The organism is Acinetobacter sp. ANC 4648, assembly GCF_002135345.1.
Taxonomy (GTDB): Bacteria; Pseudomonadota; Gammaproteobacteria; order Pseudomonadales; family Moraxellaceae; genus Acinetobacter.
In genome coordinates, this window is the sequence record NZ_NEGI01000008.1 from 120010 (window position 1) to 145821 (window position 25812).

The 25812-nt window shown below is 36.3% G+C and carries 22 protein-coding genes and 2 pseudogenes; 13 read left to right on the forward strand and 11 right to left on the reverse strand.

The genetic code is table 11. The features are described from left to right. The first annotated feature begins 212 nt into the window (after positions 1 to 212). A complete protein-coding gene (plsB, locus tag B9T27_RS13410; protein ID WP_086207311.1) occupies positions 213 to 2378 on the forward strand; it encodes a glycerol-3-phosphate 1-O-acyltransferase PlsB in 2166 nt (721 codons plus the stop codon). 47 nt (positions 2379 to 2425) lie between these two features. Here plsB and B9T27_RS13415 read toward each other — a convergent pair whose 3' ends face one another. The 3 genes from B9T27_RS13415 to B9T27_RS13425 form a co-directional block, all read right to left on the reverse strand. Beyond that, complete coding sequence (locus B9T27_RS13415; protein WP_086207312.1) at positions 2426 to 3103, reverse strand: class I SAM-dependent methyltransferase; 678 nt, start codon at positions 3101 to 3103, stop codon at positions 2426 to 2428. A 170-nt stretch (positions 3104 to 3273) separates the two neighbouring features. Further along, positions 3274 to 4962: an AMP-binding protein gene (locus tag B9T27_RS13420; protein WP_086207313.1), complete on the reverse strand. Its 1689-nt coding sequence runs from the start codon at positions 4960 to 4962 to the stop codon at positions 3274 to 3276. Between the two features lie 108 nt (positions 4963 to 5070). Further along, positions 5071 to 5697: a TetR/AcrR family transcriptional regulator gene (locus B9T27_RS13425; protein ID WP_086207314.1), complete on the reverse strand. Its 627-nt coding sequence runs from the start codon at positions 5695 to 5697 to the stop codon at positions 5071 to 5073. A gap of 146 nt (positions 5698 to 5843) precedes the next feature. Between B9T27_RS13425 and B9T27_RS13430 the strand changes: the two genes are divergently transcribed. The 8 genes and pseudogenes from B9T27_RS13430 to B9T27_RS13465 all read left to right on the forward strand — a co-directional run. Further along, positions 5844 to 7019, forward strand: coding sequence for an isovaleryl-CoA dehydrogenase (locus B9T27_RS13430; RefSeq protein WP_086207315.1), 1176 nt, complete (start codon positions 5844 to 5846; stop codon positions 7017 to 7019). Positions 7020 to 7095: 76 nt separating this feature from the next. After that, the gene (locus B9T27_RS13435) at positions 7096 to 8697 is read left to right on the forward strand and encodes a carboxyl transferase domain-containing protein (protein ID WP_086207316.1); all 1602 of its coding nucleotides are present in this window, start codon (positions 7096 to 7098) and stop codon (positions 8695 to 8697) included. A 10-nt stretch (positions 8698 to 8707) separates the two neighbouring features. Continuing rightward, positions 8708 to 9502, forward strand: a complete 795-nt coding sequence (locus B9T27_RS13440) for an enoyl-CoA hydratase/isomerase family protein (protein WP_086207317.1) — start codon at positions 8708 to 8710, stop codon at positions 9500 to 9502. Between the two features lie 17 nt (positions 9503 to 9519). Continuing rightward, a complete protein-coding gene (locus B9T27_RS13445; protein ID WP_086207318.1) occupies positions 9520 to 11514 on the forward strand; it encodes an acetyl/propionyl/methylcrotonyl-CoA carboxylase subunit alpha in 1995 nt (664 codons plus the stop codon). Then, the gene (locus tag B9T27_RS13450; protein WP_086207319.1) at positions 11511 to 12413 is read left to right on the forward strand and encodes a hydroxymethylglutaryl-CoA lyase; all 903 of its coding nucleotides are present in this window, start codon (positions 11511 to 11513) and stop codon (positions 12411 to 12413) included. Before B9T27_RS13445 ends, B9T27_RS13450 begins: the two co-directional genes overlap by 4 nt. Positions 12414 to 12538: 125 nt before the next feature. Next, complete coding sequence (locus B9T27_RS13455) at positions 12539 to 13243, forward strand: CoA transferase subunit A (protein ID WP_086207320.1); 705 nt, start codon at positions 12539 to 12541, stop codon at positions 13241 to 13243. A 4-nt stretch (positions 13244 to 13247) separates the two neighbouring features. Further along, the gene (locus B9T27_RS13460) at positions 13248 to 13877 is read left to right on the forward strand and encodes a 3-oxoacid CoA-transferase subunit B (protein WP_086207321.1); all 630 of its coding nucleotides are present in this window, start codon (positions 13248 to 13250) and stop codon (positions 13875 to 13877) included. A gap of 109 nt (positions 13878 to 13986) precedes the next feature. Beyond that, positions 13987 to 14301: pseudogene (locus tag B9T27_RS13465) on the forward strand (TIGR00366 family protein); the annotation flags it as partial. Positions 14302 to 15241: 940 nt separating this feature from the next. Here the strand turns inward: B9T27_RS13465 and B9T27_RS15100 are convergent. The 3 genes and pseudogenes from B9T27_RS15100 to B9T27_RS13480 form a co-directional block, all read right to left on the reverse strand. Further along, positions 15242 to 15572 (reverse strand): annotated as a pseudogene (locus B9T27_RS15100) (aminotransferase class III-fold pyridoxal phosphate-dependent enzyme); the annotation flags it as partial. Between the two features lie 332 nt (positions 15573 to 15904). Then, a complete protein-coding gene (locus B9T27_RS13475) occupies positions 15905 to 17191 on the reverse strand; it encodes a sensor histidine kinase (protein WP_416224407.1) in 1287 nt (428 codons plus the stop codon). A 78-nt stretch (positions 17192 to 17269) separates the two neighbouring features. Then, the gene (locus B9T27_RS13480) at positions 17270 to 17953 is read right to left on the reverse strand and encodes a response regulator (RefSeq protein ID WP_086207323.1); all 684 of its coding nucleotides are present in this window, start codon (positions 17951 to 17953) and stop codon (positions 17270 to 17272) included. 112 nt (positions 17954 to 18065) lie between these two features. Here B9T27_RS13480 and dsbD point away from each other — a divergent pair, with 112 nt between their 5' ends. Genes dsbD through dsbG form a run of 3 tightly spaced genes read left to right on the forward strand, consistent with a single transcriptional unit; the run spans position 18066 to position 21650 of the window. Next, complete coding sequence (gene dsbD, locus B9T27_RS13485; RefSeq protein ID WP_171263407.1) at positions 18066 to 20051, forward strand: protein-disulfide reductase DsbD; 1986 nt, start codon at positions 18066 to 18068, stop codon at positions 20049 to 20051. Then, positions 20052 to 20891 (forward strand): TlpA disulfide reductase family protein, encoded by an 840-nt coding sequence (locus B9T27_RS13490; RefSeq protein ID WP_086207325.1) that lies wholly within the window; start codon positions 20052 to 20054, stop codon positions 20889 to 20891. Positions 20892 to 20903: 12 nt separating this feature from the next. Continuing rightward, complete coding sequence (dsbG, locus tag B9T27_RS13495) at positions 20904 to 21650, forward strand: thiol:disulfide interchange protein DsbG (RefSeq protein WP_086207326.1); 747 nt, start codon at positions 20904 to 20906, stop codon at positions 21648 to 21650. An 82-nt stretch (positions 21651 to 21732) separates the two neighbouring features. Here dsbG and B9T27_RS13500 read toward each other — a convergent pair whose 3' ends face one another. From B9T27_RS13500 to B9T27_RS13520, 5 genes are all read right to left on the reverse strand, one after another. Then, the gene (locus B9T27_RS13500) at positions 21733 to 22596 is read right to left on the reverse strand and encodes an MBL fold metallo-hydrolase (protein WP_086207327.1); all 864 of its coding nucleotides are present in this window, start codon (positions 22594 to 22596) and stop codon (positions 21733 to 21735) included. Between the two features lie 22 nt (positions 22597 to 22618). After that, positions 22619 to 23029 (reverse strand): DUF6691 family protein, encoded by a 411-nt coding sequence (locus tag B9T27_RS13505; protein ID WP_086207328.1) that lies wholly within the window; start codon positions 23027 to 23029, stop codon positions 22619 to 22621. Continuing rightward, positions 23029 to 23445 (reverse strand): YeeE/YedE family protein, encoded by a 417-nt coding sequence (locus B9T27_RS13510; RefSeq protein WP_086207329.1) that lies wholly within the window; start codon positions 23443 to 23445, stop codon positions 23029 to 23031. Before B9T27_RS13510 ends, B9T27_RS13505 begins: the two co-directional genes overlap by 1 nt. Positions 23446 to 23817: 372 nt before the next feature. Then, positions 23818 to 24564 (reverse strand): zeta toxin, encoded by a 747-nt coding sequence (locus B9T27_RS13515; protein WP_086207330.1) that lies wholly within the window; start codon positions 24562 to 24564, stop codon positions 23818 to 23820. A gap of 3 nt (positions 24565 to 24567) precedes the next feature. Further along, positions 24568 to 24828: a hypothetical protein gene (locus B9T27_RS13520; RefSeq protein ID WP_086207331.1), complete on the reverse strand. Its 261-nt coding sequence runs from the start codon at positions 24826 to 24828 to the stop codon at positions 24568 to 24570. Between the two features lie 221 nt (positions 24829 to 25049). Here B9T27_RS13520 and B9T27_RS13525 point away from each other — a divergent pair, with 221 nt between their 5' ends. Next, complete coding sequence (locus B9T27_RS13525; RefSeq protein ID WP_228146220.1) at positions 25050 to 25811, forward strand: HD domain-containing protein; 762 nt, start codon at positions 25050 to 25052, stop codon at positions 25809 to 25811. Position 25812 lies beyond the last annotated feature (1 nt).

Here is a 25812-nt window from a genome sequence, read left to right on the forward strand (position 1 = left end):
AAAGTTATCTTGATCTATCATATCGCTTTTTGATGAAACATGGATGTTCAGAATTAAGATTTAATTATCTAAAAAAATTAAATGTTTATCTTTATAAATCATAAATTTAATTTCTATATGTCTTTGTTTGTCCAAATACGCACCAAATCCAATTGCGCATTTATATAATATTTCAAGCATAATATCTTTCTAGAAAGGATTTTGAGAACCCCATGGCGAACAGTGCTTATCAAAAAATTTACCGACAACTCACCAAAAAGATTCTAGATAAAATTGTCAGTCCCCAAGTTTTAGGTGATACACAAGCACTGGAAAATACAGTCCAAGATAATAAATTAAATGCATTACCCATTTGCTATGTCATTCAAGATGATTCAACTTCAAATAAGGTTCTGATTGATAATGAAACTAAAAAAAGACAGCTTAGCCCTGCTTTTTCACCTTTAGTACTCGGTGACTATCGAGAGGATGATTCTTTTCTGACGCTTGAACCAACCAAATCCAATGCATCTGCTTATTATCCAGACAAGTTAATCCGTCTAGTCGAGTACTTACTTCAACATCCTGAAAGCGATGTTTTATTGGTTCCAGTCACCATTTTATGGGGCCGTGCACCTGAAAATGAAGATAGTTGGTATAAAGCATTAATGGCAGATGCATGGACCAAACCAACAGGTATTAAACAAGCACTCAATATTACTCTATATGGTCGTGAAAATTATATTGAATTCCATCAAGCTATTTCTTTACGCGCATTAATTAATACTGCCACTGAGGTTGCACCCAATTTTGCACCTGCGCACTATGTGGTGACTGAGCTAAACAAATCATTCAATCAATATAAAGAAGCAATTTTAGGGCCCGATCTATCTGATCGCCGTAATGTAATTAATAAACTCATGATTACGGACACGATTAAGGAAGCCATTCTCAAAGAAAGTATTCATAAAAAAATCAGTGTTAATGAAGCTGAAAATTTGGCACGGCATTACTTAGATGAAATTGTTTCTGATTTTTCTTATTCAACTTTACGTTTTGCCGAAATTGCACTAACAAAACTGTGGACTCAACTTTATGATGGAATTGAAGTACATAACTTTGATACCGTTCGTGAGTTGGCCAAAGATTATGAAATTGTCTATACCCCTTGCCACCGGAGTCATATCGACTATTTGTTACTGTCCTATGTAATTTATAATCGTGGTTTAATGGTGCCACATATTGCAGCTGGTATTAATTTAAATATGCCTGTAGTTGGCCAATTAATGCGTGGTGCAGGCGCATATTTTATCCGCCGTAGCTTCAATGGAAATGCGTTATATACCGCCGTTTTTAAAGAATATATTCACAGCATGTTAAGTCGAAATACTCCCTTAGAATATTTCATTGAGGGTGGTCGTTCACGAACTGGACTTTTACTGCCGGCCAAAAAAGGTATGTTAGCAATTACCATCCAAAGTCATTTACGGGGTAACAGTAAACCGATTGCTTTTATTCCGACTTATTTTGGTTATGAGAAACTATTAGAAGGTTCATCTTATATTCAAGAACTTGGTGGACAAAAGAAACAAGCGGAATCGTTATTTGGATTATTAAAATCCTTTAAGAAAATTGAAAAAGTTTTTGGCATTGTGCATGTGAATTTTGGTGAGCCAGTTTTTCTAGATGATTTATTAAAGAAAAATGAAGCACCGAAAAAAGTAAGCTTACAAGATGAATTACCCATCTCAGTCAAAGCTACAGTTGATGATGTGGCGCATAATATTCAAGAAAATATTAATAAAGCAGTGGTTATTAACCCTATTAGTTTAATTTCATTAGTTTTATTAAATGCACCTACTTACTCACTATCTGAGCGAGATGTATTACAACGCTTAACCCAATTTCGCAATCTACTACAACAGCATCATTATGATGATCGTATGCAGATTACCCCATTGTCTAATCATGAAATCATTCAATATGCGATTAAGCTGAAGCAAATTGAGTTTATTGAACATGATAATGAGCGTTGGATTAAAGTTGCAAATAAGCAAGAAGCATTATTAAAATACTTTAGTAATAATATTCTACATACATTTATGCTTCCTGCACTAATAGCAGATGTACTTAAAAATCAGCTGGAGCAAGAGAATACTTCTATTAGTAAACTGGAATTGGTTACAACAGTTGTTGCACGTTATCCTGATATTCAAAAAATATTTTTCTTAAAATGGTCAGTAGATGAGGTTTTGGATGAAATTGATTTAATCTTAACTTATTTTATGACTGAAAAATTAATTCAAATAGATGGGGAGCAGATCCATATTGTGCAAGCTGATGAGGCTTTAGGTTTATTGTCTTCTTTCGCACTCCTTTATGAAGTGAATACGCCTTAATAATTAAAATTTTATTGCTTGCTTAAAACTGCAGTTTATCTTCAGTTTTAAGCTTTAAACCCTATAAAACCATAATAATTCAAAACTTGAGCAAAAGTTGCCACAGATTTAAAACCTACTTGTTTATATATATCTTGCATCTGTACTACATCAATTAAGAAAAAGTCTTGTGCTAAACGATCCAGCATAGCTTGGCTTTGTGCCTCACTTAACCCTATGGTTTGTACCAACAGTTTGAGCGTAATCCATTGCTGATCATGCTCAATTTTCATTAAGTCATAACTTAGACATAAACCATCTTTTTTCAGGGATTCTGCAATATCTTGAAAATAGTTTTGTTTAAATTCAAGTGGAACAAAATGTGAGACTAGAATAGAAAGTGCAGCATCAAATTGTTGATTCAAAGAATTTAAAATTGAAGTATCAGCATGAAAAAAATTCATCCGATCTATAAGCCCCAACTGTTCAAGATGATATTTGGCCTGATTTAACATATTCAGTGCCGGATCAATCGCCGTAAATGTCCACTGTGGGAATTGCTCAGCTAAATATTGCAGCTCATAACCTGTACCACAACCCACCACTAAAATATGCGCTTGTTCAGAGAGATAGGTTTTAAGAATGGCATGAACTTGTAAATGGATGAGTTCATACCCTGGGATCAATTTTCGAATATGCACATCATAACCATCAACGACTTTGGGGTGATTAAAATCTTTTGACATATCAATTACCCTTTTATATACCTTCTATGAATGTTCTATTTAGTTATATAGCTCATTATAATTCTGATTAAAAGAATACCTTATTGATCTCTATTTATAAGCCATAAAGTTCAATAAGGCACATCTATCAAAATTTATCTTATACCAAGTAAATATAGTGATTTACTCGTTTAAGCAATTTCCAATAAATTTAATTCATTCCGCATAAATTCCTGTAGTTTGAACTTTTGTGCTTTTCCTGATGCTGTCATGGGGAATTCATGAAAGAAACGTACATAACGTGGTACTTTATTGTGTGAAATATGCTCTTTACAGTATTGACGGATAGATTCTTCGGTAGCCTGATGCTGTTCATGTAAAATGATACATGCACATAGTTCTTCACCATAACGTGGATCAGGTAAGCCAATCACTTGTACATCGCTGACATCTGGATGTGAATATAAGAAGTCTTCAATTTCTTTTGGAAATAGGTTTTCGCCACCACGAATCACGACATCTTTAATACGGCCTTTGATTTTAACAAAACCCTCATCATCCATTTCAGCAATATCACCTGTATGCATCCATTTTGCAATATCAATAACTTCTTTGGTTTTTGCTTCATCTTCCCAATAGCCTAACATTACTGAATAGCCACGTACGCACAATTCACCTAGTTTGCCACGTGGGACTATTTTACCTTGTTCATCGATAATTTTTACTTCTAAATGCGGATGTACACGTCCGACCGTTCCAACGCGACATTCAATTGGGTCTGTTGTTGAACTTTGTGCACTAACTGGTGCAGTTTCCGTCATTCCATAGCAAATGGTAATTTCATCCATATGCATACGGTCAATCACACGCTGCATAATTTCACGAGGACAAGGACTTCCCGCCATAATTCCTGTACGTAAACTGCTTAAATCAAATTGATCAAACTTTTCATGTTCCAACATAGCAATAAACATGGTGGGTACACCATAAGCTGCAGTGCATTTTTCTTGTTCTATTGCTTTTAAACTATCTAAAGGATTGAATACAGCCGAAGGATAGACCATGGTTGAACCATGGGTAATACAGGCTAAATTCCCCATCACCATACCAAAACAATGAAATAATGGCACTGAAATACACACTCGATCTTGTGGGGTTAAATGAATGCCTTCACCAACAAAATAGCCATTATTTAAAAGATTATTGTGGGTCAACATTGTGCCTTTCGGATTGCCCGTGGTTCCAGAAGTAAATTGAATATTAATCGTTTCATCAAACTGTAATTCACAGGCAATGGTTTTTAATTGTTCTAACTCTTCTGCCGTTGGTGCTTGTATGAGATCTGCAAAGCGATGCATTCCTGCTTGATGTACATCATCAATTTTTATCACATGTTTTAGATGCGGTACTTTTTCCGAATCTAAAATATGATTTATTGTAGAGGCTAATTCTGGCGCGATTTGCATTAACACGTCTTGGTAATCTGAAGTTTTAAATTTTGATGCAATCACTAGGCCCTTACATGAGACCTTGTTTAAGACATATTCAAGTTCATTTTTTTTGTACGCTGGATTCAAATTCACCAAAATAATGCCCGCTTTAAAAGCAGCAAATTGAGCAATCGTCCATTCCACACAGTTAGGTGACCAAATAGCTAAACGATCCGTTTTTTCTAAACCTAAACGTAGCAAACTACAAGCAAAAGCATCTACTTTTGCTTGTAGTTCCCGATAAGTTAGTCGCACATTTTGATGTACGCTAATCACTGCATCATGCTCAGCATATTGCTGGCATGCTTCATCAAACTTATCACCTATTGTCATACCAATTAGAGGGGTTTGACTTGTTCCACAGGCATAACTTAACCGTAATTGCGACATTGAATCATACTCCTTGATTCTTTTTAATTCTGATTTTAACGTTTAATTTAATTGTTTTTACCGCGACTATTTTAGCCAGATTTTGTATATTTTATTACCAATAGACCGTTATATTCCCTCCAGCCGTTTTACTGCGTTGACACAAAAATCAGCAATTTGTTTAACAAAATAGGCTTTATATGACTCATCAAATATTACATTTAGAGATGGATTTAAAGGCTCAACCACCGCAAATGTCATGGCACCAACAACGCACAATGCAGCGGTATTTAAATCTTCAAAACTAAACTCACCTGTTGTTTTTCCTGTGGCAAGAATTTCTGTCATGCTTTGTTTAATAAGTTGTTTGCTATGAAACCGTTCGTGTTCGAGTTCAGGCCCAACGGGTTCAAACATGAGTGAATATGCCAGTTGTGAACTATTCATTGCGCGCCGTACAAACGTGGTTACTGCTTTATGTAATTTTTGTGTTGGATTTAATTGCCCTTGAGCGATGTGATTCAAAATCACAACTTCAAAGGTAATGGCATCATTCAACACTTCAATCAACACCTGATTTTTGTTGTCAAAATAACGATAAACTAGACCACTCGAAACACCTGCTCGGTCTGCAATGGCTTGTATTTGTGCATCTTTAAAACCACCCTGTGCAATAAGTTCACGAGCAGATTGTAAAATCATTTTACGATTTTTCTCCATTCGTTCTTGCATCAGAGAGGATCGTTTATAGCTCATATTTTATATTCTCAAATAATTAAAATGAATTGTAAATCATTTTTTGAATTTGTATTCACTTTTGTGAAAAAAAATTGTATGTTAGTGCTCAAGCACAATAAAAATGCTTTTGGAATAACAAATATAACCAACAGGATGACAGGAAAATGCACCTACAAAGTATCGATTTTGGTCTAGATGAGACGTTAATTGCACTCCGTGATTCAATTGCTGCATTTTGTGCAAAGGAAATTGCACCAATTGCAAAGCAAGTCGATCAAGAGAATTTGTTCCCACATCATTTATGGAAGAAATTCGGTGATATGGGCTTATTGGGCTTAACCGTGAGTGAAGAATATGGTGGAACCAATTTAGGCTATTTAGCACATATCATTGCTTTGCAGGAAATTTCTAGAGCATCAGCCTCTATTGGCTTATCTTATGGTGCACATTCTAATCTCTGTGTTAATCAAATTAACCGTAACGGAAGTGAGGAGCAAAAGCAGCGTTTCCTTCCAAAATTATTATCAGGCGATTTTATTGGCGCTTTAGCCATGTCAGAACCGAATGCGGGTTCAGATGTAGTCAGTATGAAATTAAAAGCTGATGAGAAAGACGATCACTTTATCTTAAATGGTTCCAAAATGTGGATCACTAATGGTGGTGATGCGGATGTTTTAGTAGTTTATGCCAAAACCGATCTGAATGCTGGTGCCAAAGGTATGACGGCATTCATCATCAAAAAAGACATGAAAGGCTTTAGTCATGGGACCCACTTAGACAAACTCGGTATGCGTGGTTCAAATACCTATCCCCTGTTCTTTGATAATGTTGAGGTACCGAAAGAAAATGTCTTAGGTGGTGTGGGTAACGGTACTAAGGTACTTATGAGTGGTTTGGATTATGAACGTGCCGTACTCAGTGCGGGTCCACTTGGTATTATGGATGCTTGCTTAGATGTGGTTATTCCTTATATTCACGATCGTAAACAGTTTGGTCAAGCTTTAGGTGAATTCCAATTAATGCAAGGTAAAATTGCCGATATGTATTCTACTTGGCTGGCTTGTAAAGCATTGGTTTATGCCGTTGGTGCTGCATGTGATAAAGCAGATCAGCATAATCGTAGTCTACGTAAAGATGCTGCAAGTGCCATTTTATATGCTGCTGAAAAAGCAACATGGATGGCGGGAGAAGCCATTCAAACCCTAGGTGGTAATGGGTATATCAATGACTATGACACAGGTCGTCTATGGCGTGATGCAAAACTTTATGAAATTGGTGCAGGTACGTCTGAAATTCGCCGTATGTTAATTGGTCGTGAATTATTTAATGAAACCAAATAATTAGCCGAATTTTTTATACCACAATAAAGATGAGTGTCGAAGTCGAAGATAGCAGTCCAATACAAGGATGTTCTGAATGAATCAATTACATAGTAAAATTAATATTCGCAGTGATGATTTTAAAAATAACCAAGCAGCAATGCAAAACTTGGTTAATGATTTAAAACTGATGACTGCAAATATTGCACTTGGTGGTGGTGAAAAGGCTCGTGAAAAACATTTAGCACGTGGCAAACTTTTACCACGTGAACGTATTGATCAATTAATTGACACAGGCACTGCATTTCTAGAGATTGGCCAAATTGCGGCTTATAAAGTCTATGCAGATGATGTACCTGCTGCAGGTGTAATTGCTGGCGTCGGTCAAGTACAAGGTGTGACCTGTATGATTGTAGCCAATGATGCAACAGTTAAAGGGGGAACTTATTATCCATTGACCGTTAAAAAGCATTTACGAGCACAAGAAATTGCAGAACAAAATCATTTACCATGTATTTATTTGGTCGACTCAGGTGGCGCGTTCTTGCCCATGCAAGATGAAGTCTTTCCAGACCGAGATCATTTTGGTCGTATTTTTTATAACCAAGCTCGGATGTCGAGCATGGGAATTGCCCAAATTGCCGTCGTGATGGGAAGTTGTACTGCAGGTGGTGCTTATGTTCCCGCCATGTCTGATGAAACGGTCATTGTCCGAAATCAAGGGACTATTTTCCTTGGAGGCCCGCCGTTGGTGAAAGCGGCAACAGGTGAAGTGGTTTCGTCTGAAGACTTAGGTGGCGGTGATGTGCATACTCGCCTATCTGGCGTTGCTGATCACTTGGCTGTGAATGATGAACATGCCATTTTAATCGCTCGTAATATTGTTAAAAATTTGAATAAAAAACCAAATCAGCCTTGTAATGAAGTTGAGTCCCCATTATTCGATGCGAAAGAGCTATATGGCATTATACCAAGTGATGCACGGCAACCTTTTGATATTCGTGAAGTCATTGCTCGTATTGTAGATGGTTCACGTTTAGATGAATTTAAAGCCCGTTTTGGTACGACTTTAATTACTGGCTTTGCATCGATCTATGGTATGCCAGTCGGCATTATTGCCAATAATGGCATTCTATTCTCAGAGTCTGCACAGAAAGGTGCACATTTCATTGAATTATGTACGCAACGGAATATTCCTTTATTGTTCTTACAAAATATTACGGGTTTTATGGTTGGTCGTCAGTATGAAAATGAAGGTATTGCCAAGAATGGTGCAAAATTGGTAATGGCTGTTGCGACCGCCAATGTTCCAAAAATCACCATGGTCATTGGCGGATCATTTGGTGCAGGGAATTACGGTATGTGTGGACGTGCCTACTCCCCTCGTTTCCTGTGGACTTGGCCAAATTCGCGTATTTCAGTGATGGGTGGTGAACAAGCCGCCAGTGTACTGTCCACCTTAAAACGTGACCAAGTTGAAAGCCGAGGGGCTGAATGGTCTGCACATGATGAAGATCAATTTAAACAGCCTATTCGTGATCAATACGAACTCCAAGGGCATCCATATTATGCTTCTGCACGCTTGTGGGATGATGGTGTTATTGATCCTGCACAATCACGTCATGTTTTAGGCTTAAGCTTAGCTGCGGCAATGAATGCACCAATTGTTCCAACTAAATTTGGCATATTTCGCATGTAAGAGGTATGAAATGGATTTTCAATTTTTACAACTAGAACAAAAGCAACAAGTTGCAACTGTTTGGCTAAATCGTGCTGAATTATATAATGCCTTTAATACTCAAGTCATTGAAGAGTTACATCAATGTTTTCAACATTTAAATACACGCGAAGATATCCGTGTAGTGATACTTGCAGGCCGTGGTAAAAGTTTTTCCGCAGGTGCAGATCTAAATTGGATGAAGCTTGCTGGACAAGCCTCGATCGCAGAAAATGAAGCTGATGCTTTAAAACTGGCAAAAATGTTACAAAGCTTAGCAAGTTTAAAACAACCAACCATTGCACGTGTACAAGGTATAGCCTTTGGTGGTGGGATGGGTTTAGCGTCAGCATGTGATATTTGTGTAGCAAGTACCGATGCTAAATTTGCAACCTCGGAAGTACGTTTAGGTCTAGCGCCATCGACCATTAGTCCATATGTAATTCGTGCCATTGGTGCACGTCAGGCCTCACGTTATTTCTTAACCGCAGAACGCATATCAGCCGATAAAGCACAAGCCATTGGTTTAGTTCATGAAATTGCAACTCCTGAACAGCTTGATCAAAAAGTAGATGAAATTATTCAAGCTTTATTACTGGGTGGCCCTGAAGCTCAAGCAGCATCAAAACAACTGATTAAAATGGTCAATCAATCCGTATTAACTGAAGAATTACTAATTCAAACTGCAAAACACATCGCACATGTCCGTCAAGGAACCGAGGCGAAAAATGGCTTAACAGCTTTTTTAGAGAAGCAAAGCCCAGCATGGATTAAAACAGTAGAATAACGATAAGGAATTAGACAATGTTTGAAAAGATTTTAATTGCCAACCGAGGTGAAATTGCTTGTCGCGTAATTCGTACTGCCAAAAAACTGGGCATTGCCACAGTTGCTATTTATTCTGATGCAGATGCAAATTCACAGCACGTCAAACAAGCGGATGAAGCCATTTATATTGGTGAATCCCCAGCATCACAAAGTTATTTACAGATAGACCGTATTATTCAAGCGGCGCTAGATACGGGCGCACAAGCAATTCATCCTGGTTATGGTTTTTTGTCTGAAAATGATCAATTTGCCTTGGCCTGTCAAAAAAACAATATTATCTTTATTGGCCCTCCTGTAGCTGCCATTCTAGCAATGGGATTAAAAGCGACATCTAAAGCATTGATGGAAAAAGCCGGTGTACCACTCACTCCTGGTTATCATGGTAATAATCAAGATGCTAATTTTTTAAAACAACAAGCGGATGCTATTGGCTATCCTGTTCTAATTAAAGCCAGTGCTGGTGGTGGTGGTAAAGGCATGCGCTTGGTTGAATGTGAAATTGAATTTTTAACTGCGCTTTCTTCATGTAAAAATGAAGCCAAATCAAGTTTTGGTAATGATGAAGTTTTAATTGAACGCTATGTTATCAACCCCCGGCATATTGAAGTGCAAGTCTTTGGTGATACGCACGGCAATTATGTGCATTTATTTGAGCGTGATTGTTCAGTACAACGCCGTCATCAGAAAGTACTCGAAGAAGCGCCAGCTCCGCTTATGTTAGAAGCCAAATTGGCTGCTATGCGTCAAGCAGCGCTTGATGCTGCTCGTGCGGTTGATTATGTTGGTGCGGGTACAGTTGAATTTATTGTAGAGCAAGATGGGACTGCTTATTTCATGGAAATGAATACCCGTCTGCAAGTTGAACATCCAGTGACTGAAATGATTACTGGACAAGACTTGGTTGAATGGCAACTGCGGGTTGCATTTGGTGAGCCATTACCGAAGTTACAACATGAATTACATATTCATGGACATGCGATTGAAGCACGCATTTATGCTGAGGAACCAGAAAAAGGCTTTATCCCTGCGATTGGTCAAATCAGTTATTTACACTACCCTACGCAAAATCAAAATGTCCGTGTTGACAGTGGGATCGTTCAAGGCGATGAAATTAGCACTTATTATGACCCGATGATAGCTAAACTCATTGTTTGGGGTGAAAATCGTGAAGCGGCATTAGTACAAATGCACCATGCACTTGAACACTTCCATGTCGAAGGTGTTGGTAATAACATTGCCTTTCTAGATCGTATTATTCGCTGTGATTCATTTCAAAATGCTCAATTGGATACTAATCTCATCCAACGTGAAGAAGAATTTTTATTTAAAAATACTCAAAAGGCTAATACGAATTTAATTCTTTCTGCAGCATTAACTGAACTACTTCTGCGTTTTAACAAAAATAAAATAGCGAATAATCCAGTGTGGCAAGCTGAAGCATTATGGCGATTGAATATTCAAACCCACTATCCAATTAAATTTATACTTGATCATCAAGATATTCAGATTAATTTTAGTCCCAACGGCAATTCTTTTATCGCTGGATATCAAGGACAACAATATTCAATTTCAGGCCAGTTATTTGATAAAAATACGGTTCAAATTGAAATTTCAGGGACAAAGCAAAAACTCACTTTTAGCCAGAGTGAGAATGCTCTTACATTATTTTCCAATGCTCAAAATTTTAAATTTGAATATGTTCATGCAAATTTCAAAACAGATGAGGCTGACGTAAATGAAAGTAATTTAAAAGCACCTATGCCCGGTGTAATTACTAAAATACTGATTTCTGCTCATGAAAAAGTAAAAAAAGATGATGTTTTACTTACGCTTGAAGCAATGAAGATGGAGTACTCCATACGAGCACCACGTGATGGCTTTATTACGTCATCTTATTTTCAAGTGGGTGATCAAGTGAAGGCTGGTGATGAATTAGTGGAATTTCAAGCATTAACGGAAGAAATTGCATGAGTGAATTTGTCAAAATTGTTGAAGTTGGGCCACGAGATGGTCTACAAAATGAAAAGATCCCTTTAAGTTTAGAACAGCGTAAAACACTTATTCTAGATTTAATGCGCACAGGATTAAAAAGTATTGAAGTGGGCTCTTGTGTTTCAGCTAAATGGGTTCCACAAATGGCACAGAGCGATGAACTCTATGCGCAACTACCTAAAGATCAAACTATTGAACTAAGTTTACTCACTCCTAACATAATAGGTTTTGAATCAGCGCTCGCCGTTGGCTGTAAAGAGGTTGCTGTTTTTACAGCAGCTTCTGAAAGCTTTACGCGTAAGAATATCAACTGTTCAATTGATGAAAGTTTTGAAAAGTTTTCCGATATCATCGCTGCTGCTCAAGCCCATGATGTTAAAGTACGTGGTTATGTATCTTGTATTGTGGATTGTCCTTATGAAGGTGCAATTGATCCACAACAAGTAGCTAAAGTCAGCAAACGATTATATGACATGGGTTGTTATGAGGTTTCTTTGGGTGAAACGCTTGGTACTGCAACACCTGATCGAGTTAAAAAAGTTTGGAATGCGTGTTTAGCAGAATTAGATAGTAAGGTACTTGCTGGACATTTTCATAATACCTATGGCATGGCAATTGCTAATATTTATCAATCATTAGAACAAGGCATTCGTGTATTTGATTCATCTATTGCTGGACTCGGCGGTTGTCCATATGCCAAAGGTGCTTCAGGCAATGTCTCCACGGAAGATTTATATTATCTACTGTCTAACATGGGCTTTGAAACAGGAGTCGATTTAGATGCTCTTATGCAAGCTAGCCGTCATATTAACCAAGTTTTGAATCGTCAAAATTCATCCAATTATACCAATGCTTACTGGCAAACCCAATCGGCTTAATGGTAGATCATAGATCTTGAGATTACTTGACAGATAAAACACTTTTCAAGTAATTTCGAAATCAGCTGAAGAATACAGCACACGATAAACACAAAATATTTAATATAAAAACATGGAGGTCTAAAATGCCAAATAAGGTTTATGAGAGTGCGCAAGCTGCATTAAAAGATATTGTCAAAGATGGGCAAACACTTGCTGTTGGTGGATTTGGCTTATGTGGAATTCCAGAACAGTTGATTACTGCATTAAAAAATACTGGGGTAAAAAATTTAACCTGCATTTCAAATAATGCTGGGGTTGATGGTTTAGGTTTAGGCCAATTACTAGCTACGAAACAAATCAAAAAAATGATTTCATCTTATGTCGGTGAAAATAAAGAATTTGAACGCCAATATTTAAGTGGTGAACTTGAAGTTGAACTCACTCCACAAGGTACTTTAGCTGAAAAATTACGTTCTGGCGGTGCAGGTATCCCCGCTTTTTACACCCAAGCTGGGGTAGGAACACTGATTGCTGAAGGTAAAGAGGTTCGTATATTTCATGGCAAAGAATACATTTTAGAAGAAACCTTAATTTCAGATATTTCATTGGTAAAAGCTTACAAGGCCGATAAAGCTGGTAATTTAATTTTTAGAAAAACTGCCCGTAATTTTAATCCCGATTGTGCAATGGCTGGTCGAATTAGCATTGCTGAAGTCGAGCATTTGGTCGAAATTGGTGAATTAGAACCCAATGATATTCACTTATCAGGCATCTATATTGATCGTATTGTTCTCAATTCAAATCCGGAAAAACATATTGAACATATGACACTGAAAACAGAGGGATAAAGTCATGGCTTGGACGCGTAATCAAATGGCACAGCGTGCTGCACAAGAACTTCAAGATGGTTTTTATGTCAATTTAGGCATTGGCTTACCTACACTGGTTGCTAATTATATTCCAGAAAATATAGATGTCTGGTTGCAGTCTGAAAATGGTCTATTAGGAATTGGTGAATTTCCAACTGAACAAACGGTTGATGCTGATTTAATTAATGCAGGGAAACAAACTGTCACCGCACGTAAAGGTGCTTCATTTTTTTCAAGTTCAGAATCATTCGCAATGATCCGTGGTGGAAAAGTCAATATTGCAATTTTAGGTGCAATGGAAGTTTCTGAAACAGGTGATTTGGCCAACTGGATGATCCCAGGGAAGAAAGTTAAAGGTATGGGTGGTGCAATGGACTTGGTTGCTGGCGTGCAACATGTAGTTGTGCTAATGGAACATTGTGCTAAAGATGGTTCACCCAAAATTCTAAAACATTGTGAATTACCACTCACAGGTAAAGCGGTCGTAAATCGTATTATTTCTGATTTGGGTGTATTAGATGTTACCCCAGCAGGAATAAAACTGGTACAACTTGCAGATGGCGTTTCTTTTGAAGAAATACAGCAAGCAACGGGTGTAAATATTATTCAATAATAAATAAAAATAAAGGGCATGATACTTATGCATTGCGCCCTACTCAATACGCATGCCTAAATTCAGTAGAATGTTGAATAAATTTATAAAAAAAAATGAAGTCTTGTATATGGATAATTCTCAGAATATCTTACAAAAAATTGCAATCAAAGTAAGTGAATGGTCTGAAAAATGGTTCCCCGATTCTTATATTTTTGCACTATTAGGTGTTGTTATTGTAGCAATTGTCGCACCTATGCAATAAGTTGCTATTTCTTTTGGCGATGGCTTCTGGAGTCTCATGTCTTTTACACTACAGATGTCTATGTTGATTATTGTAGGCTATGTTGTTTCAGTGTTTAAGCCTGTTGAAATACTTATTCAAAAAGTGGCGACTATTCCAAATTCTGGATGTAGTGTGATTCTTTTAATCACTACGTTTAGTTTTTTTTATTAATTAATTGAGTTGTTAGTAAGAGGTTTTAATGGTTTTTAGATTTTAAAACTTTAGAAAATGCTTAGGCTATTTTAAATATCACTAATTAATTTGTGGTATTCCATTCCAGCTTTATCAAAACTTTGTATTAAGCGTTGGTTAAGCTGTTGCTGTACATTTTCCCAAACCTCAATTTCATCTTGATTTGACTCACTTTTCCCATAAGAAGCACTTAAAAGTCGTTTAAAACTGTTTGGATAATGATAGACAGAAATATATCCCCCGTCGTATCTGCACCGACTAATTTTCCTTTACACAATTGAATTAAATCTTGCAAATGGTGTTCTAAAAATGCCCTTGATCTCAATTAGTCATCATCACTTGTTTCGACAAGATATTTTTATCGATCGATATATAGATTGGAAGTGAGGATTCACACAATTTAGTTTAAAAAGTTCCATAAGCTTATCTGCTGTGTCAAAACCATCTCATACAGATTTTGCGCCAATAAAATGAGTCCAATATGCACTTTGCTTAACATTCCAATGCGGAGTTTAGATTGATAAACCAATTGCTTAGGCTATTTTGTAAAATATAATCAAAAATACTGTCGTTAATAAGTCGAAATGAATATCGCTATTGCTGATAGACCACTAAATAAAGTTGATATAGTTGTTGTCCAAAAGCTGTATTTGAAAAATGCTTCACGCACCTGTTTCAATTACCTCTATACGTAATTCGGCTAAACTTTGAGTTTCTGCTTTAAGTTTTACGGCGGTTTTTTGATAACAGTGATCAATAATCTTCTTAATTTTTAAAATTTATAGCGACATATGCCAAGGCTTGCCCTTCTACAGATAAAAAACAGTTGTTCTGCCGTTTCGATTAGTTGTTGGTTATATATTTTTCAGACTCAATTAATAAAGGTGAATTAAGTGGTAAAGGAAGATAAAAAATCTGGAGTAATATCAAAATGCTTAAATAACCAAAGTTTACCCGTTCGGTAAAAGCCCATTTGAATTTAATCTCCCAGCAACAGAGTACCGTGATCATCAAGTACTTTTTTCAATTCTGGATAAAAGTTCATAGGTAGAATAACGTAACCACCTGTCCCTTGAATAGTTTCAATATAAAATGCAGCAAACTCACTTTCACGAACTTTCAGATCCCCAACACCGTGATATTCATTTTCAAATAAACGTTTTAAATTCAGGCACTAACTTCACGACATATTCTTCAGGTATTATGCCTTTAGAACGGCGACATGGGTATAGGAATGGATAAACTGCCCACGTTCATCAAGAAGAAAAATCTAAGAGCACAGCCACGTATCCTTTTCTAATCTTATTAGTTGATAATGCTCAGTTGTGTCAAAATATCCTAAGTGAGCTATGATCAAGTAGTTTAGGCATTAACAAACTTTTCGTTTGAGCAATTAATCAATATCCTGCTTTACAGCACATTTCAGCCGATATTCCTCACGCCATAGACTTCGCTGCTCGCAACTTTACCATCAGTAATTCCGCATGGTTAAAAGTGATCACGATTTTGAATCGACATCTAAATCCAACTTAAACTGTGAAAATGGCTATATCTTTCCTAAAATTTAGATCTAAGTATTAAAGTCAATAATGACAATCAGACCATTACAATTTTTGGACTCTAAACGGAATCGATAACCATATTGTTTTAATAAAATTTGGCATAAAGAAAGTCCTAGCCCATGGCCATTTTTTAAAGCAGTTTTACGCCAAAAGCGTTTACCAGCAAGTTCTAATTCAGTTGGGCTCAATCCAATGCCAAAATCTTGAATGAATAATTGATTGTTTTGCATATAAATCGCAATTTTTAGCTCGGTTTGAGCGTGCTTCAAACTATTTTCAATAATATTGGTCAGCACCATCACTAAAGCATGATACGACATTCTAATTGCTGTAAATGAATCCCAATCTATATCTAAGCGTTGTTCAATATCAGGCTCAATAGACTTGAGTTGCTTAATTACATCACTTAAAAGCACTTTTAAATCAATTATTTCAGCATTTATATTCTGTTGTTGTTCTGATTGACTCAAAATCAATAATTGTTCTAATAAATTTTGATAACGACTAATGCTTTGCTCCGCATCGGATAATATATCCACCAGATCAAAATGCTGGCTTTGCTGCGCAATCATTTTACTCAGTTGTACATTGGTTTTAATGGCAGTTAATGGACTACGTAACTCATGTGCGGCATAGGCACTAAAGCTCTTTTCATTTTCTAAACTTTCATATAAACGTGACACCAATTCCAATATATTTTCAATAAAAGGTTGAATTTCATTGGGAATCGTATCTAAATCAAATTTAGATAAATTTTCTAAAATATTATTGGCCTGATTCTTATCATGAATTAATAAACCTGTAATTTTTTCAATCGGACGAAATTCCACTTTAATGATCCACAAAATTAAAGCGATACATAAAATAAGCGTTAACAGTAATGGATATAAGATAGATTTTAAAATTTCAGTCAGTAATGAATCTCTAAGTTGTACCTTCTCTGCGGAAACAACTTGCAGCGAGCCTTTCTTTAATACATAACTACGCCATTCAACCCCATGTTCTTTCCATGTACTAAATCCAACCGCTCGATTTACTAAGCCTAGGGGTGCACCATTGGTGCGAGCAACCACTTTTTGATTAATGACAACATCTGAACTGAAAAAAGAAACTTCACATGCAATTAAATTTTGTTGATTCAATTCATCAACCAATGGCTTAGCCGTTTGAATTAATTGCTGTGCAGGAAATTGGCTTAAAAGACGAGCGACTGTATGTGCTGAAGCTGAAAGCCGTTCATCCAAAGTCTCATTCATTTTTTTTTCTAAGTTTAAATACAGCCATGCAAATGCCACGATCCACACCACAATAAAGGTGCATGCAATGCTTAATACCAGCCGTGATTTCAAACTATAATTTTTCATAATCAAAATTTAATTTATCGTATTCAATACAAGTGATTCGACATGAAAGAGATAACCAATTCCACGGACAGTACGAATATAATCTGCGCCAATTTTTTGTCTTAAATGAAAGATATGTACATTTAACGCATTGCTTTCAATATTATCCTGAAAGCCATACACCTTATCGAGTAATACTTCATTACGAAGTACTTGATTCGGTTGCAGCATAAAAATTTCTAAGATTGCAAATTCACGGCGTGATACAACCAATTCAACACCTTTAAAAATGACTTTCTGAGCCGCCTTATCTAAAACTAAATCACCAATCACAATTGAATTAGAAGCATAACCACGATGACGCCGTCCCAGTGCATGAATACGAGCAATCAATTCATCTAACTCAAATGGTTTGGCAAGGTAATCGTCTGCACCCAAGTTTAAAGCTTCAACACACTGCTGTGTTTGATTTCGTGCCGTCAACACCAGCACAGGAACAATAATGTTCTGTTCACGCCAACTCTTAAGTAAATCTAAGCCATCTTGGTCAGGCAAGCCTAAATCGAGCAAACATAAATCCACCGCTGAGTTTTTAACAAAATAATCGGCATCTTGGGCTGAACTAACGTGCTCAATAGAAAAGTTAAGATGCTGCAATGCGAGACAAATACTTTTCGCAATATACGGATCATCTTCAACCAATAAAATAAACATAGACTTTTCCTCTCAGCCAATTATTTTACAAAGAAAAACAACAGTTAATGTTTTCTTAATCTATTTCTATGGATAATAGTCGGTAATAAAATATTTATTTTGGATGATAAATATGCGAGCCTTTTTAAGCTTATGTTTTTTGTCAATATTTACCTTAAGTTCACCCAGTTTTGCGAATGATGATTTCTTAGCGCCTGATCAAGCATTTAAATTTTCTGCTGAGTCAATCTCGGAGAAACAAGCGCAATTAAAATGGACGATTGCTCCGCATTATTATTTATATCATGACCAATTCAAAGTTAGTGTAAATAACACCCCTCTAAAATTGTCTCTTCCTAAAGGACACCAAAAAAATGACCCAACCTTTGGTATAACCGAAGTACATTACAATCAAGTTTTGACCCAGATTAATGTCAAACCAAATACCAGCTATCAAGTCGTGTGGCAAGGTTGTGCCGAAGATGGTCTGTGTTATCCATTACAGCGTAAAACGATTCAAACCGATGCCAATGGTTTATTACCACAAAGCTCGCTTACATCCACAAATTTATTAGGGAATAACGGTAAAAATCAATTCAACACTGATGCTTCACAGCAAAAAAATGTGGATGTAAAGCCAAAAATAGAATTAGCACCACAAGCCCATGGTGAAGCTGTTTCTTCAGACAAGGTAAAAACTGACAATTCAACATCATCAACTGTCGTATCTACACTTCAAGATAATTCTCAAGATGAGATAGCTAGTTCTGAAACAACACAAATTAAAAGTAATGGCACAGTCGTAAATTCGAATGCTTTAACAGAAAATAATGCTCAAAATAGCAAGACAGCCTCATTACAATGGAATGATGATCAGTCTTTTTTCAAGCTATTATCTAAAGACTCGATCTTTCTTAACTTAATAGTTTTCTTTGGATTAGGCATTTTATTGGCATTTTTACCCTGCTCATTACCGCTTATCCCCATTCTCTCAGGAATTATTCTACAGCGTACAAAGGGTTATAAAGCGGTCATCATTGCCCTTAGTTTTGTAATCAGTATGGCTTTAGTGTATAGCTTGATGGGAGTTGTCGTTGCTGAAATTGGTTATAGTTTTCAGCGCTGGTTCCAAAGCCCCATCGTAATTTCATTATTCGCCCTTTTATTTATTGTATTTGCGCTCAATCTATTTGGGTTATTCCAACTCTCAATGCCTCAAGCCTTAACGCAAAAGTTAAATTCCTTACAAGATAAGCAAAAAGGTGGAACTTTACTAGGTGCAGTCATTATGGGGGCTCTATCTGCCCTGATCGTCGGCCCCTGTATGAGTGCACCACTCGCAGGTGCATTACTTTTTGTCTCTCAATCACACAATGCCGTATTAGGTGGTGTTTATCTCTTTGTCTTAGGCTTAGGGATTGGCGTACCTTTATTTTTGACTAGCATATTTGGTTCTAAATTTTTGCCTAAACCCGGTGTTTGGATGGATCGTCTTAAAGTCTGCTTTGGCTTTATGATGCTTATGATGGCCGTCTACTTTATTCGACCGATGATTCCTTCCATGCTCTATTCAATCTTATTGGCTATACTCTGTCTCGCACTCGCCATTTATCTATTCTTCATACGCAGAGATACCATTAAAACGCTGCATAAAGGGATAATGATTTTAATGAGCGTTATTTTCTTATTTACAAGTTTTTGGAATATTCAACAAAGTATTACCGCCTATCAAGTTCAACACTCTCAAGCTGAACATCTACGCTGGATAAACGTCAACACGGCGGAACAATTGAATCAAGCGTTAGCACAAGCCCAAAAACTGAATCAACCGATCATTATGGATGTATATGCAGATTGGTGTGTGGCTTGCCAGCCATTGGAAAAAGAAGTCTTCCCAAGAACTGATGTTCAAAATGCATTGAAAGGTTTCACATTAATCAAGCTCAACTTAACCGAATATGATGCGTCACAAGACATTATTCTCAAAGAACGTGAGATTTTAGGTCCACCAACCATGTTATTTCTAAACTCCAATGCACAAGAAATTCGTCCACTTCGTCTCACTGGAACGTTCTCTGCTAAAGAACTGATGCAGCAATTGAATAAAGTGGCACAATAAATGTTAACGCCACAAGCCATTCATTTAGGACCACTCATGCTTCCATGGGGGTTAATCATCCCCTTGTGTAGCTTGATGCTCACGTTGCTGCTTACAACACATCCATTCAAGCAAAAGTTTCAAGTCACAGCCGAACAATGGAATCTCTTTAAAGATTCCATTTGGACAGCTATATTACTTGGACTGGTTTTTGCTCGAATTGGCTTTGTACTTCTCAATTTCTCAGCTTATTTAGAGCATCCTATTGAAATACTGAAATTCCAAGATAAAGGGTTTAATCTTTATATTGGCCTAATAGTCGGATCTTTATGGATTATTCTAAAGAATAAAGCGCTGAAAAAAGTATTTTTAATCCTGATATTTGGCTTATTTATCGTCTTGAATAGCATCGGATTCCGTACTCTCCATCATATTCAACAGCAATATCAACAATTTCCAAAAGTTGAATTACTCGATTTACAGCATAACTCGGTAAAGCTGCAACAATTTGCAGGAAAACCTCTGGTTATTAATTTATGGGCAAGTTGGTGTCCACCTTGTCATCGTGAAATGCCAGTGCTGAATCAGGCACAAATACAATATAAGAATGTACAGTTTATCTTTATTAATCAAGGTGAAGATTCTGAAACCATTCAACGCTATTTACAGAAAAACCAACTTCAACTCCAGTATGTTCTACTGGATCCACAAGGATTAACAGCACAATCTACTGGTATGTACGGTATGCCAAGTACTTTATTTTTTGATGCCCAAGGCAAATTGATCGAAACCCATATGGGAGAAATTAGTCATGCCGTTTTAGCGCAAAAAATTCAAAAATTAGTTTCAAAATCAAAATAAGGAGCAATAGTCATGCTAACGTTAAAATCACTGAGTATGTATTCATTCGGTTTATTATTCAGTAGTGCTATTTTGGCCAATACAGATACCATTCAAAGTAAACTCGAAAAAGAAGGCTACACCTTTGTGAAAAAAATTCCAGCACCGACAGGGTTGGTCGGCTGGACAGGTTATAAAGATGAATACCCATCGACTGTATTTATCGCCCAAGACCAAAAGTATTATATTGTTGGCGATTTAATGGATCAAAACGGTAAAAATCTTACAGAGGAAGCAATTAACACACATGTTAAAGGTGCTGTTTTAGATGAAATTTGGAAAAGTTTAGAAAAATCGACATGGATTCAAGACGGCTCCCCACAGGCACCTAAAATTATTTATGTGTTTAATGATGCCAACTGTCCTTATTGTCATACCTTTTGGAAACAAGCCCGCCCATGGATAGATTCTGGTAAAGTTCAATTACGTCATATTATGGTAGGCGTCATTCGTCCAAGTAGTAAAGGACAAGCTGCAACTATTTTAAGTGCTCAAAATCCTACTGAAGTTTTCAAGCAATATAATTTAGCAGAAGGTAAATCTAAACCGAAAGATATGCAAAATATACCGAAAGCAATTTCTGATAAGTTAGATGCGAATGCTAAATTGATGGATAAATATGGCTTCTATGCAACTCCTGCTCTAGTTTGGAAAAATGCCAAAGGTGAAGTTGAAAGCCAGCAAGGTGCTCCAAAGGATCTAAAAAAGATCTTTGATTAATTGATGCCAATTTTTAAACATGGTGACATTATAGTTCACCATGTTTTTATATAACAATCCTCTATGAACAGTACCATGATGATTAGAAATAATTTAAAGGTAACTTTAAATAACGGATGCCATTGGCTTCAGTTTCAGGGAATTTCCCCGCAGCCATATTGATTTGAATTGCAGGTAAAATCAGTTTTGGCATAGATAAAGTTGCATCACGTTGTTCACGCATTTCAATAAACTCTGATTTATCTATACCTATATGTGCATGAACATTCTTATTTTTTTGTGATTTTATATCTGTTAGATAGGCATATTCATGCCGTGAAATAGGCAAATAGTCATGACATAAGAACATCCGCATATGCTCAGGAAGTTCATATAAACGCTGAATAGAATCAAATAATTGTGAAGCACTACCTTTCGGAAAATCACAACGTGCTGTCCCATAATCGGGCATAAACAAAGTATCACCTACAAAAACAGCATCTCCGATAACATAACTTAAACAGGCTGGTGTATGTCCGGGTGTTGGAATGTTATAAGCATTCAATTCACCTATCATAAAATGCTCATGATCTTGAAACAGATAATCGAAGGGTTGCTGTGAATTAAAATTTTTTATATCTAAATTATAAATCGTACTAAAGAGCTCTTGTACGATGGTAATTTTTGCACTTATGGCAATTGTACCGCCTAACTGCGCTTTTAAATATTGGGAAGCAGTGAGATGATCTGCATGTACGTGTGTTTCAAAAATCCATTGCACAGAAAGTTGATGAGCTTTTACATATTCAATAATGCGATCCGCATGGAGCGTTGTTGTAGTCGCTGATGCAGCATCATAATTGAGTACACTATCAATAATGGCACAGTACTGGGTGATAGGATCCATTACGACATAGCTAAATGTATTGCTATTTTCATCAAAGAACTCTTTCACTAAAGGGTTCATATTGCACTCATTGCTATTCACATTATGCTCCTACAACTCTACGATGAATGAAGATACCTGCCAACATTGCAATAATAAAATAGAAAGCCTCGTAATGACCTAAACCAATCAAGGTCAAACTCGGTGCAGGGCAAATTCCAGCAATTCCCCAACCTATACCAAAAATAAAAGTGCCAGTAATTAATTTTTTATCCCATTGATTATTTTGAGGCAATTCAATCATTTCATTAAAAAGCGTAACAGGTTTTTTCTTCGCAATTTGGAATGGAATAAATGCCACCAGAATTGCACCGCCCATGACAAATGCAAGACTTGGATCCCAGTTGCCAAAAATATCTAAAAATCCAATTACTTTTGCGGGATTCGCCATACCTGAGAGCATAAGCCCAACTGAAAATATTCCACCGAAAATAAATGCACATATATTTTTCATTAGAAGGCTCCTATAACATGACGCATGGCAAATACAGTCATAAAGCCTGCCAGCATAAAGGTACTTGTTGCAATGATTGAACGTTTAGATAGACGACTAATGCCACAAACTCCATGTCCGCTGGTACAGCCTGAACCTAAACGCGTGCCAAAGCCTACCAATAAGCCTGAAATAATAAGAATAAATGGACTCGAGGTCATGACAATGTCTGGTTTTACAAAGATGCTATAAATAAAAGGAGTGATGAATAGACCAAGTAAGAACCAAAGTGCTGGTGTTTTAAATACGTGGTGTGGAGTTAATACTTGTGCAATCAAACCACTGATGCCTGCAATACGCCCATTAACAAATAAATATCCAACGACTGCACTACCCAGCAGGAGCCCACCTAAAAATGCGATTAGGAAATCATGCATTGTTTTTCAACTCAATCAATATATGTTTTTATAATATATATTATATTCAACTATTCAAGCTACTTTTATATCCTAAGATAAACAAGGATATAATCTGTATAATAAATTATATTTAAATCAGATATATAGAGGGTTTAAATAATTAAAAAACATTCATTAAAACCAGAATTGAACATTAAAATTAATTCAGTTATCTACACTCTCATTCACCTAATAAAAACAATCTGGCTTATACACGGCGTAATAAAAAAGAATCTATATTTTATTTAAAATCAGTATTTTTTGGTATTAATCAATATCTCTATGATCTTGTATTATCAAATTTGGAATGCAGTCTATGACTCAGAATTTTTTGACTACTAATATTAATATTTAAGTAAACTCATTCAATATTTGATCTACAAACCATTTGGGAAATAATTTAACCTCTGGATTGAGCTTTAAGGTTTCTGCATCATCAATTTCTGCAATGAAAGAAACTTTTTGGCCATTCGAAGAATTATCAAAAATATAAGCTCGATCAGAAGCTTCAATTGCTGGCATCAGTAAAGCTAAACTGCGGTAATAACGTTCACGAATTTTGTGTTCTGGTACAGCATGTCCTCCTGTCAAAATCCGATAATGTACTCGAGCAATGTTAATTGCTGGATCTACCGTCGCTACATAATATAAATACGTCTTAAATCCCTGTCTTTGTGCTGCTCTTAAAAACTCCACCTTACTGATATGTGACATGACTGTTTCAAAGGTAAAACTTATTTTGAGCCGTAAAAATTCCACACGGATAAAATCAATAATACGTGCTGCTAGATAAGAATCTATTTCATTCGTTTCAAATTGAATTGAACCATCGATTTGTACTACTGGTTCAGATGACAATAATGGTATTAAACTTTCACCATTTTTTCTTTTTGTTTGTTTTAAAAATTGAATGAGTGCTTCCGCAGACAAAGATTCATGGTAGTCAGATAAACAAAGGACTTGCTTAACAGATAAATTTTTTTCAAGTTCATCTGCATTTAAATACGCCCCAATTTGATGGGGCGGTAAATAATCTTTAATGGTACTTTTTCCTGATCCGTTCGGACCTGCAAACATCCTAATGCGTGGTTGAGGCATTCTCTAAGCCATTACCTCATGTTTTTTATTACGTCTTAATACCGTATGTTTTAATTTAGGTACTACATAAGCATCGGAAAGATCTTTAAGTATGGTCACTTCACCATCTTTATTTTTTTGAACTAACTGTTGAGCATCTACATAAATCACATCGACAGATAACACTTGTGCCTGCTCAAAAGCATGAGCAAAAGCTTCTACAGCGAGCTTAGGAATCATTGCTTCCTCGCGCACACTGGTTTTCATTACTGTAAATGCCGTCATACTCTGCCCCACTTTTAGGTATAGACTCTCGAACCATAAAAAAGCACTTTTTAATATCTTAGCACAATCGTTCTATTTGTCTATTTATTCAACTGATCTCACTATTTTTCAAGCTTCGATTAGCATCAATATAAGCTATAAAATTGATACTTGTATTGATTAAATCTTTATGCATAATAATTAGAGCAATTACTCCAATTACAAATATAGGCATAATTCTAATGATAATTGGTTCTCGTGAGTGGATGAATATAAGTCATGGTCAACTCTCTATCAAAGAAAAAATAAAATTAATCAATCAAGTATTAATGCCTGCAAGTTTTGCATTTAGTAAAACCTTTTTTCAACAAATGCCATCAGATACAGCTTTAGAATTCAATGAATTTCAGATTCCTGATACCGCTATCGTAAAAGAAGCCATGATTGAATTGGAACACTGTGGCTCATTAAGCGTGATTAATCATTCTTGGCGTAGTTATTTTTGGGCTGCTGCAATCGCAAAATGTAAAACATGGGATGTTAATCATGAAAGTTTACTCATTGCGAGTCTGATACATGATTTGGGATTGGTAGATGATACAGTTGCTTATAATGAACAATGTAAGTGTTTTACCTATGCCAGTGCCTTACATGCTGAAGATTTATGTAAAAAGCATCATTACCCAGAAGATAAAACTGAGAATATTTCCAACGCAATTTGTTTACATATAAATGGTTACTTAGATGAAAATGACCCCAATCTAACAAAAGAAGTCTTATTACTACAAAAAGCCACGGCGTGTGATGTAATTGGAACTGATTTTGCTGAATTAAAACAAAGTTATCGTGAGGATGTTTTGACACAATACCCCAGAGAAAATTTTAATGATGAAATGCAACGACTCCTTAAAAAAGAAGCGCAGCGTAATCCTAAATCACGCACTGCATTGATGTGTAAATCAGGCTTACCGATGATGATCAAAATGAATATCTTTAAACAATAAA

What these genes read in the sequence shown, in the direction of transcription:
- B9T27_RS13505 (WP_086207328.1), bottom strand. Translation starts at nt 23,029, where the DNA reads ATGAAAAATATATGTGCATTTATTTTCGGTGGAATATTTTCAGTTGGG.
- dsbG (WP_086207326.1), top strand. Translation starts at nt 20,904, where the DNA reads ATGCTAACGTTAAAATCACTGAGTATGTATTCATTCGGTTTATTATTC.
- dsbD (WP_171263407.1), top strand. Translation starts at nt 18,066, where the DNA reads ATGCGAGCCTTTTTAAGCTTATGTTTTTTGTCAATATTTACCTTAAGT.
- B9T27_RS13510 (WP_086207329.1), bottom strand. Translation starts at nt 23,445, where the DNA reads ATGCATGATTTCCTAATCGCATTTTTAGGTGGGCTCCTGCTGGGTAGT.
- B9T27_RS13450 (WP_086207319.1), top strand. Translation starts at nt 11,511, where the DNA reads ATGAGTGAATTTGTCAAAATTGTTGAAGTTGGGCCACGAGATGGTCTA.
- B9T27_RS13455 (WP_086207320.1), top strand. Translation starts at nt 12,539, where the DNA reads ATGCCAAATAAGGTTTATGAGAGTGCGCAAGCTGCATTAAAAGATATT.
- B9T27_RS13515 (WP_086207330.1), bottom strand. Translation starts at nt 24,564, where the DNA reads ATGCCTCAACCACGCATTAGGATGTTTGCAGGTCCGAACGGATCAGGA.
- B9T27_RS13420 (WP_086207313.1), bottom strand. Translation starts at nt 4,962, where the DNA reads ATGTCGCAATTACGGTTAAGTTATGCCTGTGGAACAAGTCAAACCCCT.
- B9T27_RS13525 (WP_228146220.1), top strand. Translation starts at nt 25,050, where the DNA reads ATGATAATTGGTTCTCGTGAGTGGATGAATATAAGTCATGGTCAACTC.
- B9T27_RS13480 (WP_086207323.1), bottom strand. Translation starts at nt 17,953, where the DNA reads ATGTTTATTTTATTGGTTGAAGATGATCCGTATATTGCGAAAAGTATT.
- B9T27_RS13415 (WP_086207312.1), bottom strand. Translation starts at nt 3,103, where the DNA reads ATGTCAAAAGATTTTAATCACCCCAAAGTCGTTGATGGTTATGATGTG.
- B9T27_RS13425 (WP_086207314.1), bottom strand. Translation starts at nt 5,697, where the DNA reads ATGAGCTATAAACGATCCTCTCTGATGCAAGAACGAATGGAGAAAAAT.
- B9T27_RS13490 (WP_086207325.1), top strand. Translation starts at nt 20,052, where the DNA reads ATGTTAACGCCACAAGCCATTCATTTAGGACCACTCATGCTTCCATGG.
- B9T27_RS13500 (WP_086207327.1), bottom strand. Translation starts at nt 22,596, where the DNA reads ATGAACCCTTTAGTGAAAGAGTTCTTTGATGAAAATAGCAATACATTT.
- plsB (WP_086207311.1), top strand. Translation starts at nt 213, where the DNA reads ATGGCGAACAGTGCTTATCAAAAAATTTACCGACAACTCACCAAAAAG.
- B9T27_RS13435 (WP_086207316.1), top strand. Translation starts at nt 7,096, where the DNA reads ATGAATCAATTACATAGTAAAATTAATATTCGCAGTGATGATTTTAAA.
- B9T27_RS13520 (WP_086207331.1), bottom strand. Translation starts at nt 24,828, where the DNA reads ATGACGGCATTTACAGTAATGAAAACCAGTGTGCGCGAGGAAGCAATG.
- B9T27_RS13430 (WP_086207315.1), top strand. Translation starts at nt 5,844, where the DNA reads ATGCACCTACAAAGTATCGATTTTGGTCTAGATGAGACGTTAATTGCA.
- B9T27_RS13440 (WP_086207317.1), top strand. Translation starts at nt 8,708, where the DNA reads ATGGATTTTCAATTTTTACAACTAGAACAAAAGCAACAAGTTGCAACT.
- B9T27_RS13460 (WP_086207321.1), top strand. Translation starts at nt 13,248, where the DNA reads ATGGCTTGGACGCGTAATCAAATGGCACAGCGTGCTGCACAAGAACTT.
- B9T27_RS13445 (WP_086207318.1), top strand. Translation starts at nt 9,520, where the DNA reads ATGTTTGAAAAGATTTTAATTGCCAACCGAGGTGAAATTGCTTGTCGC.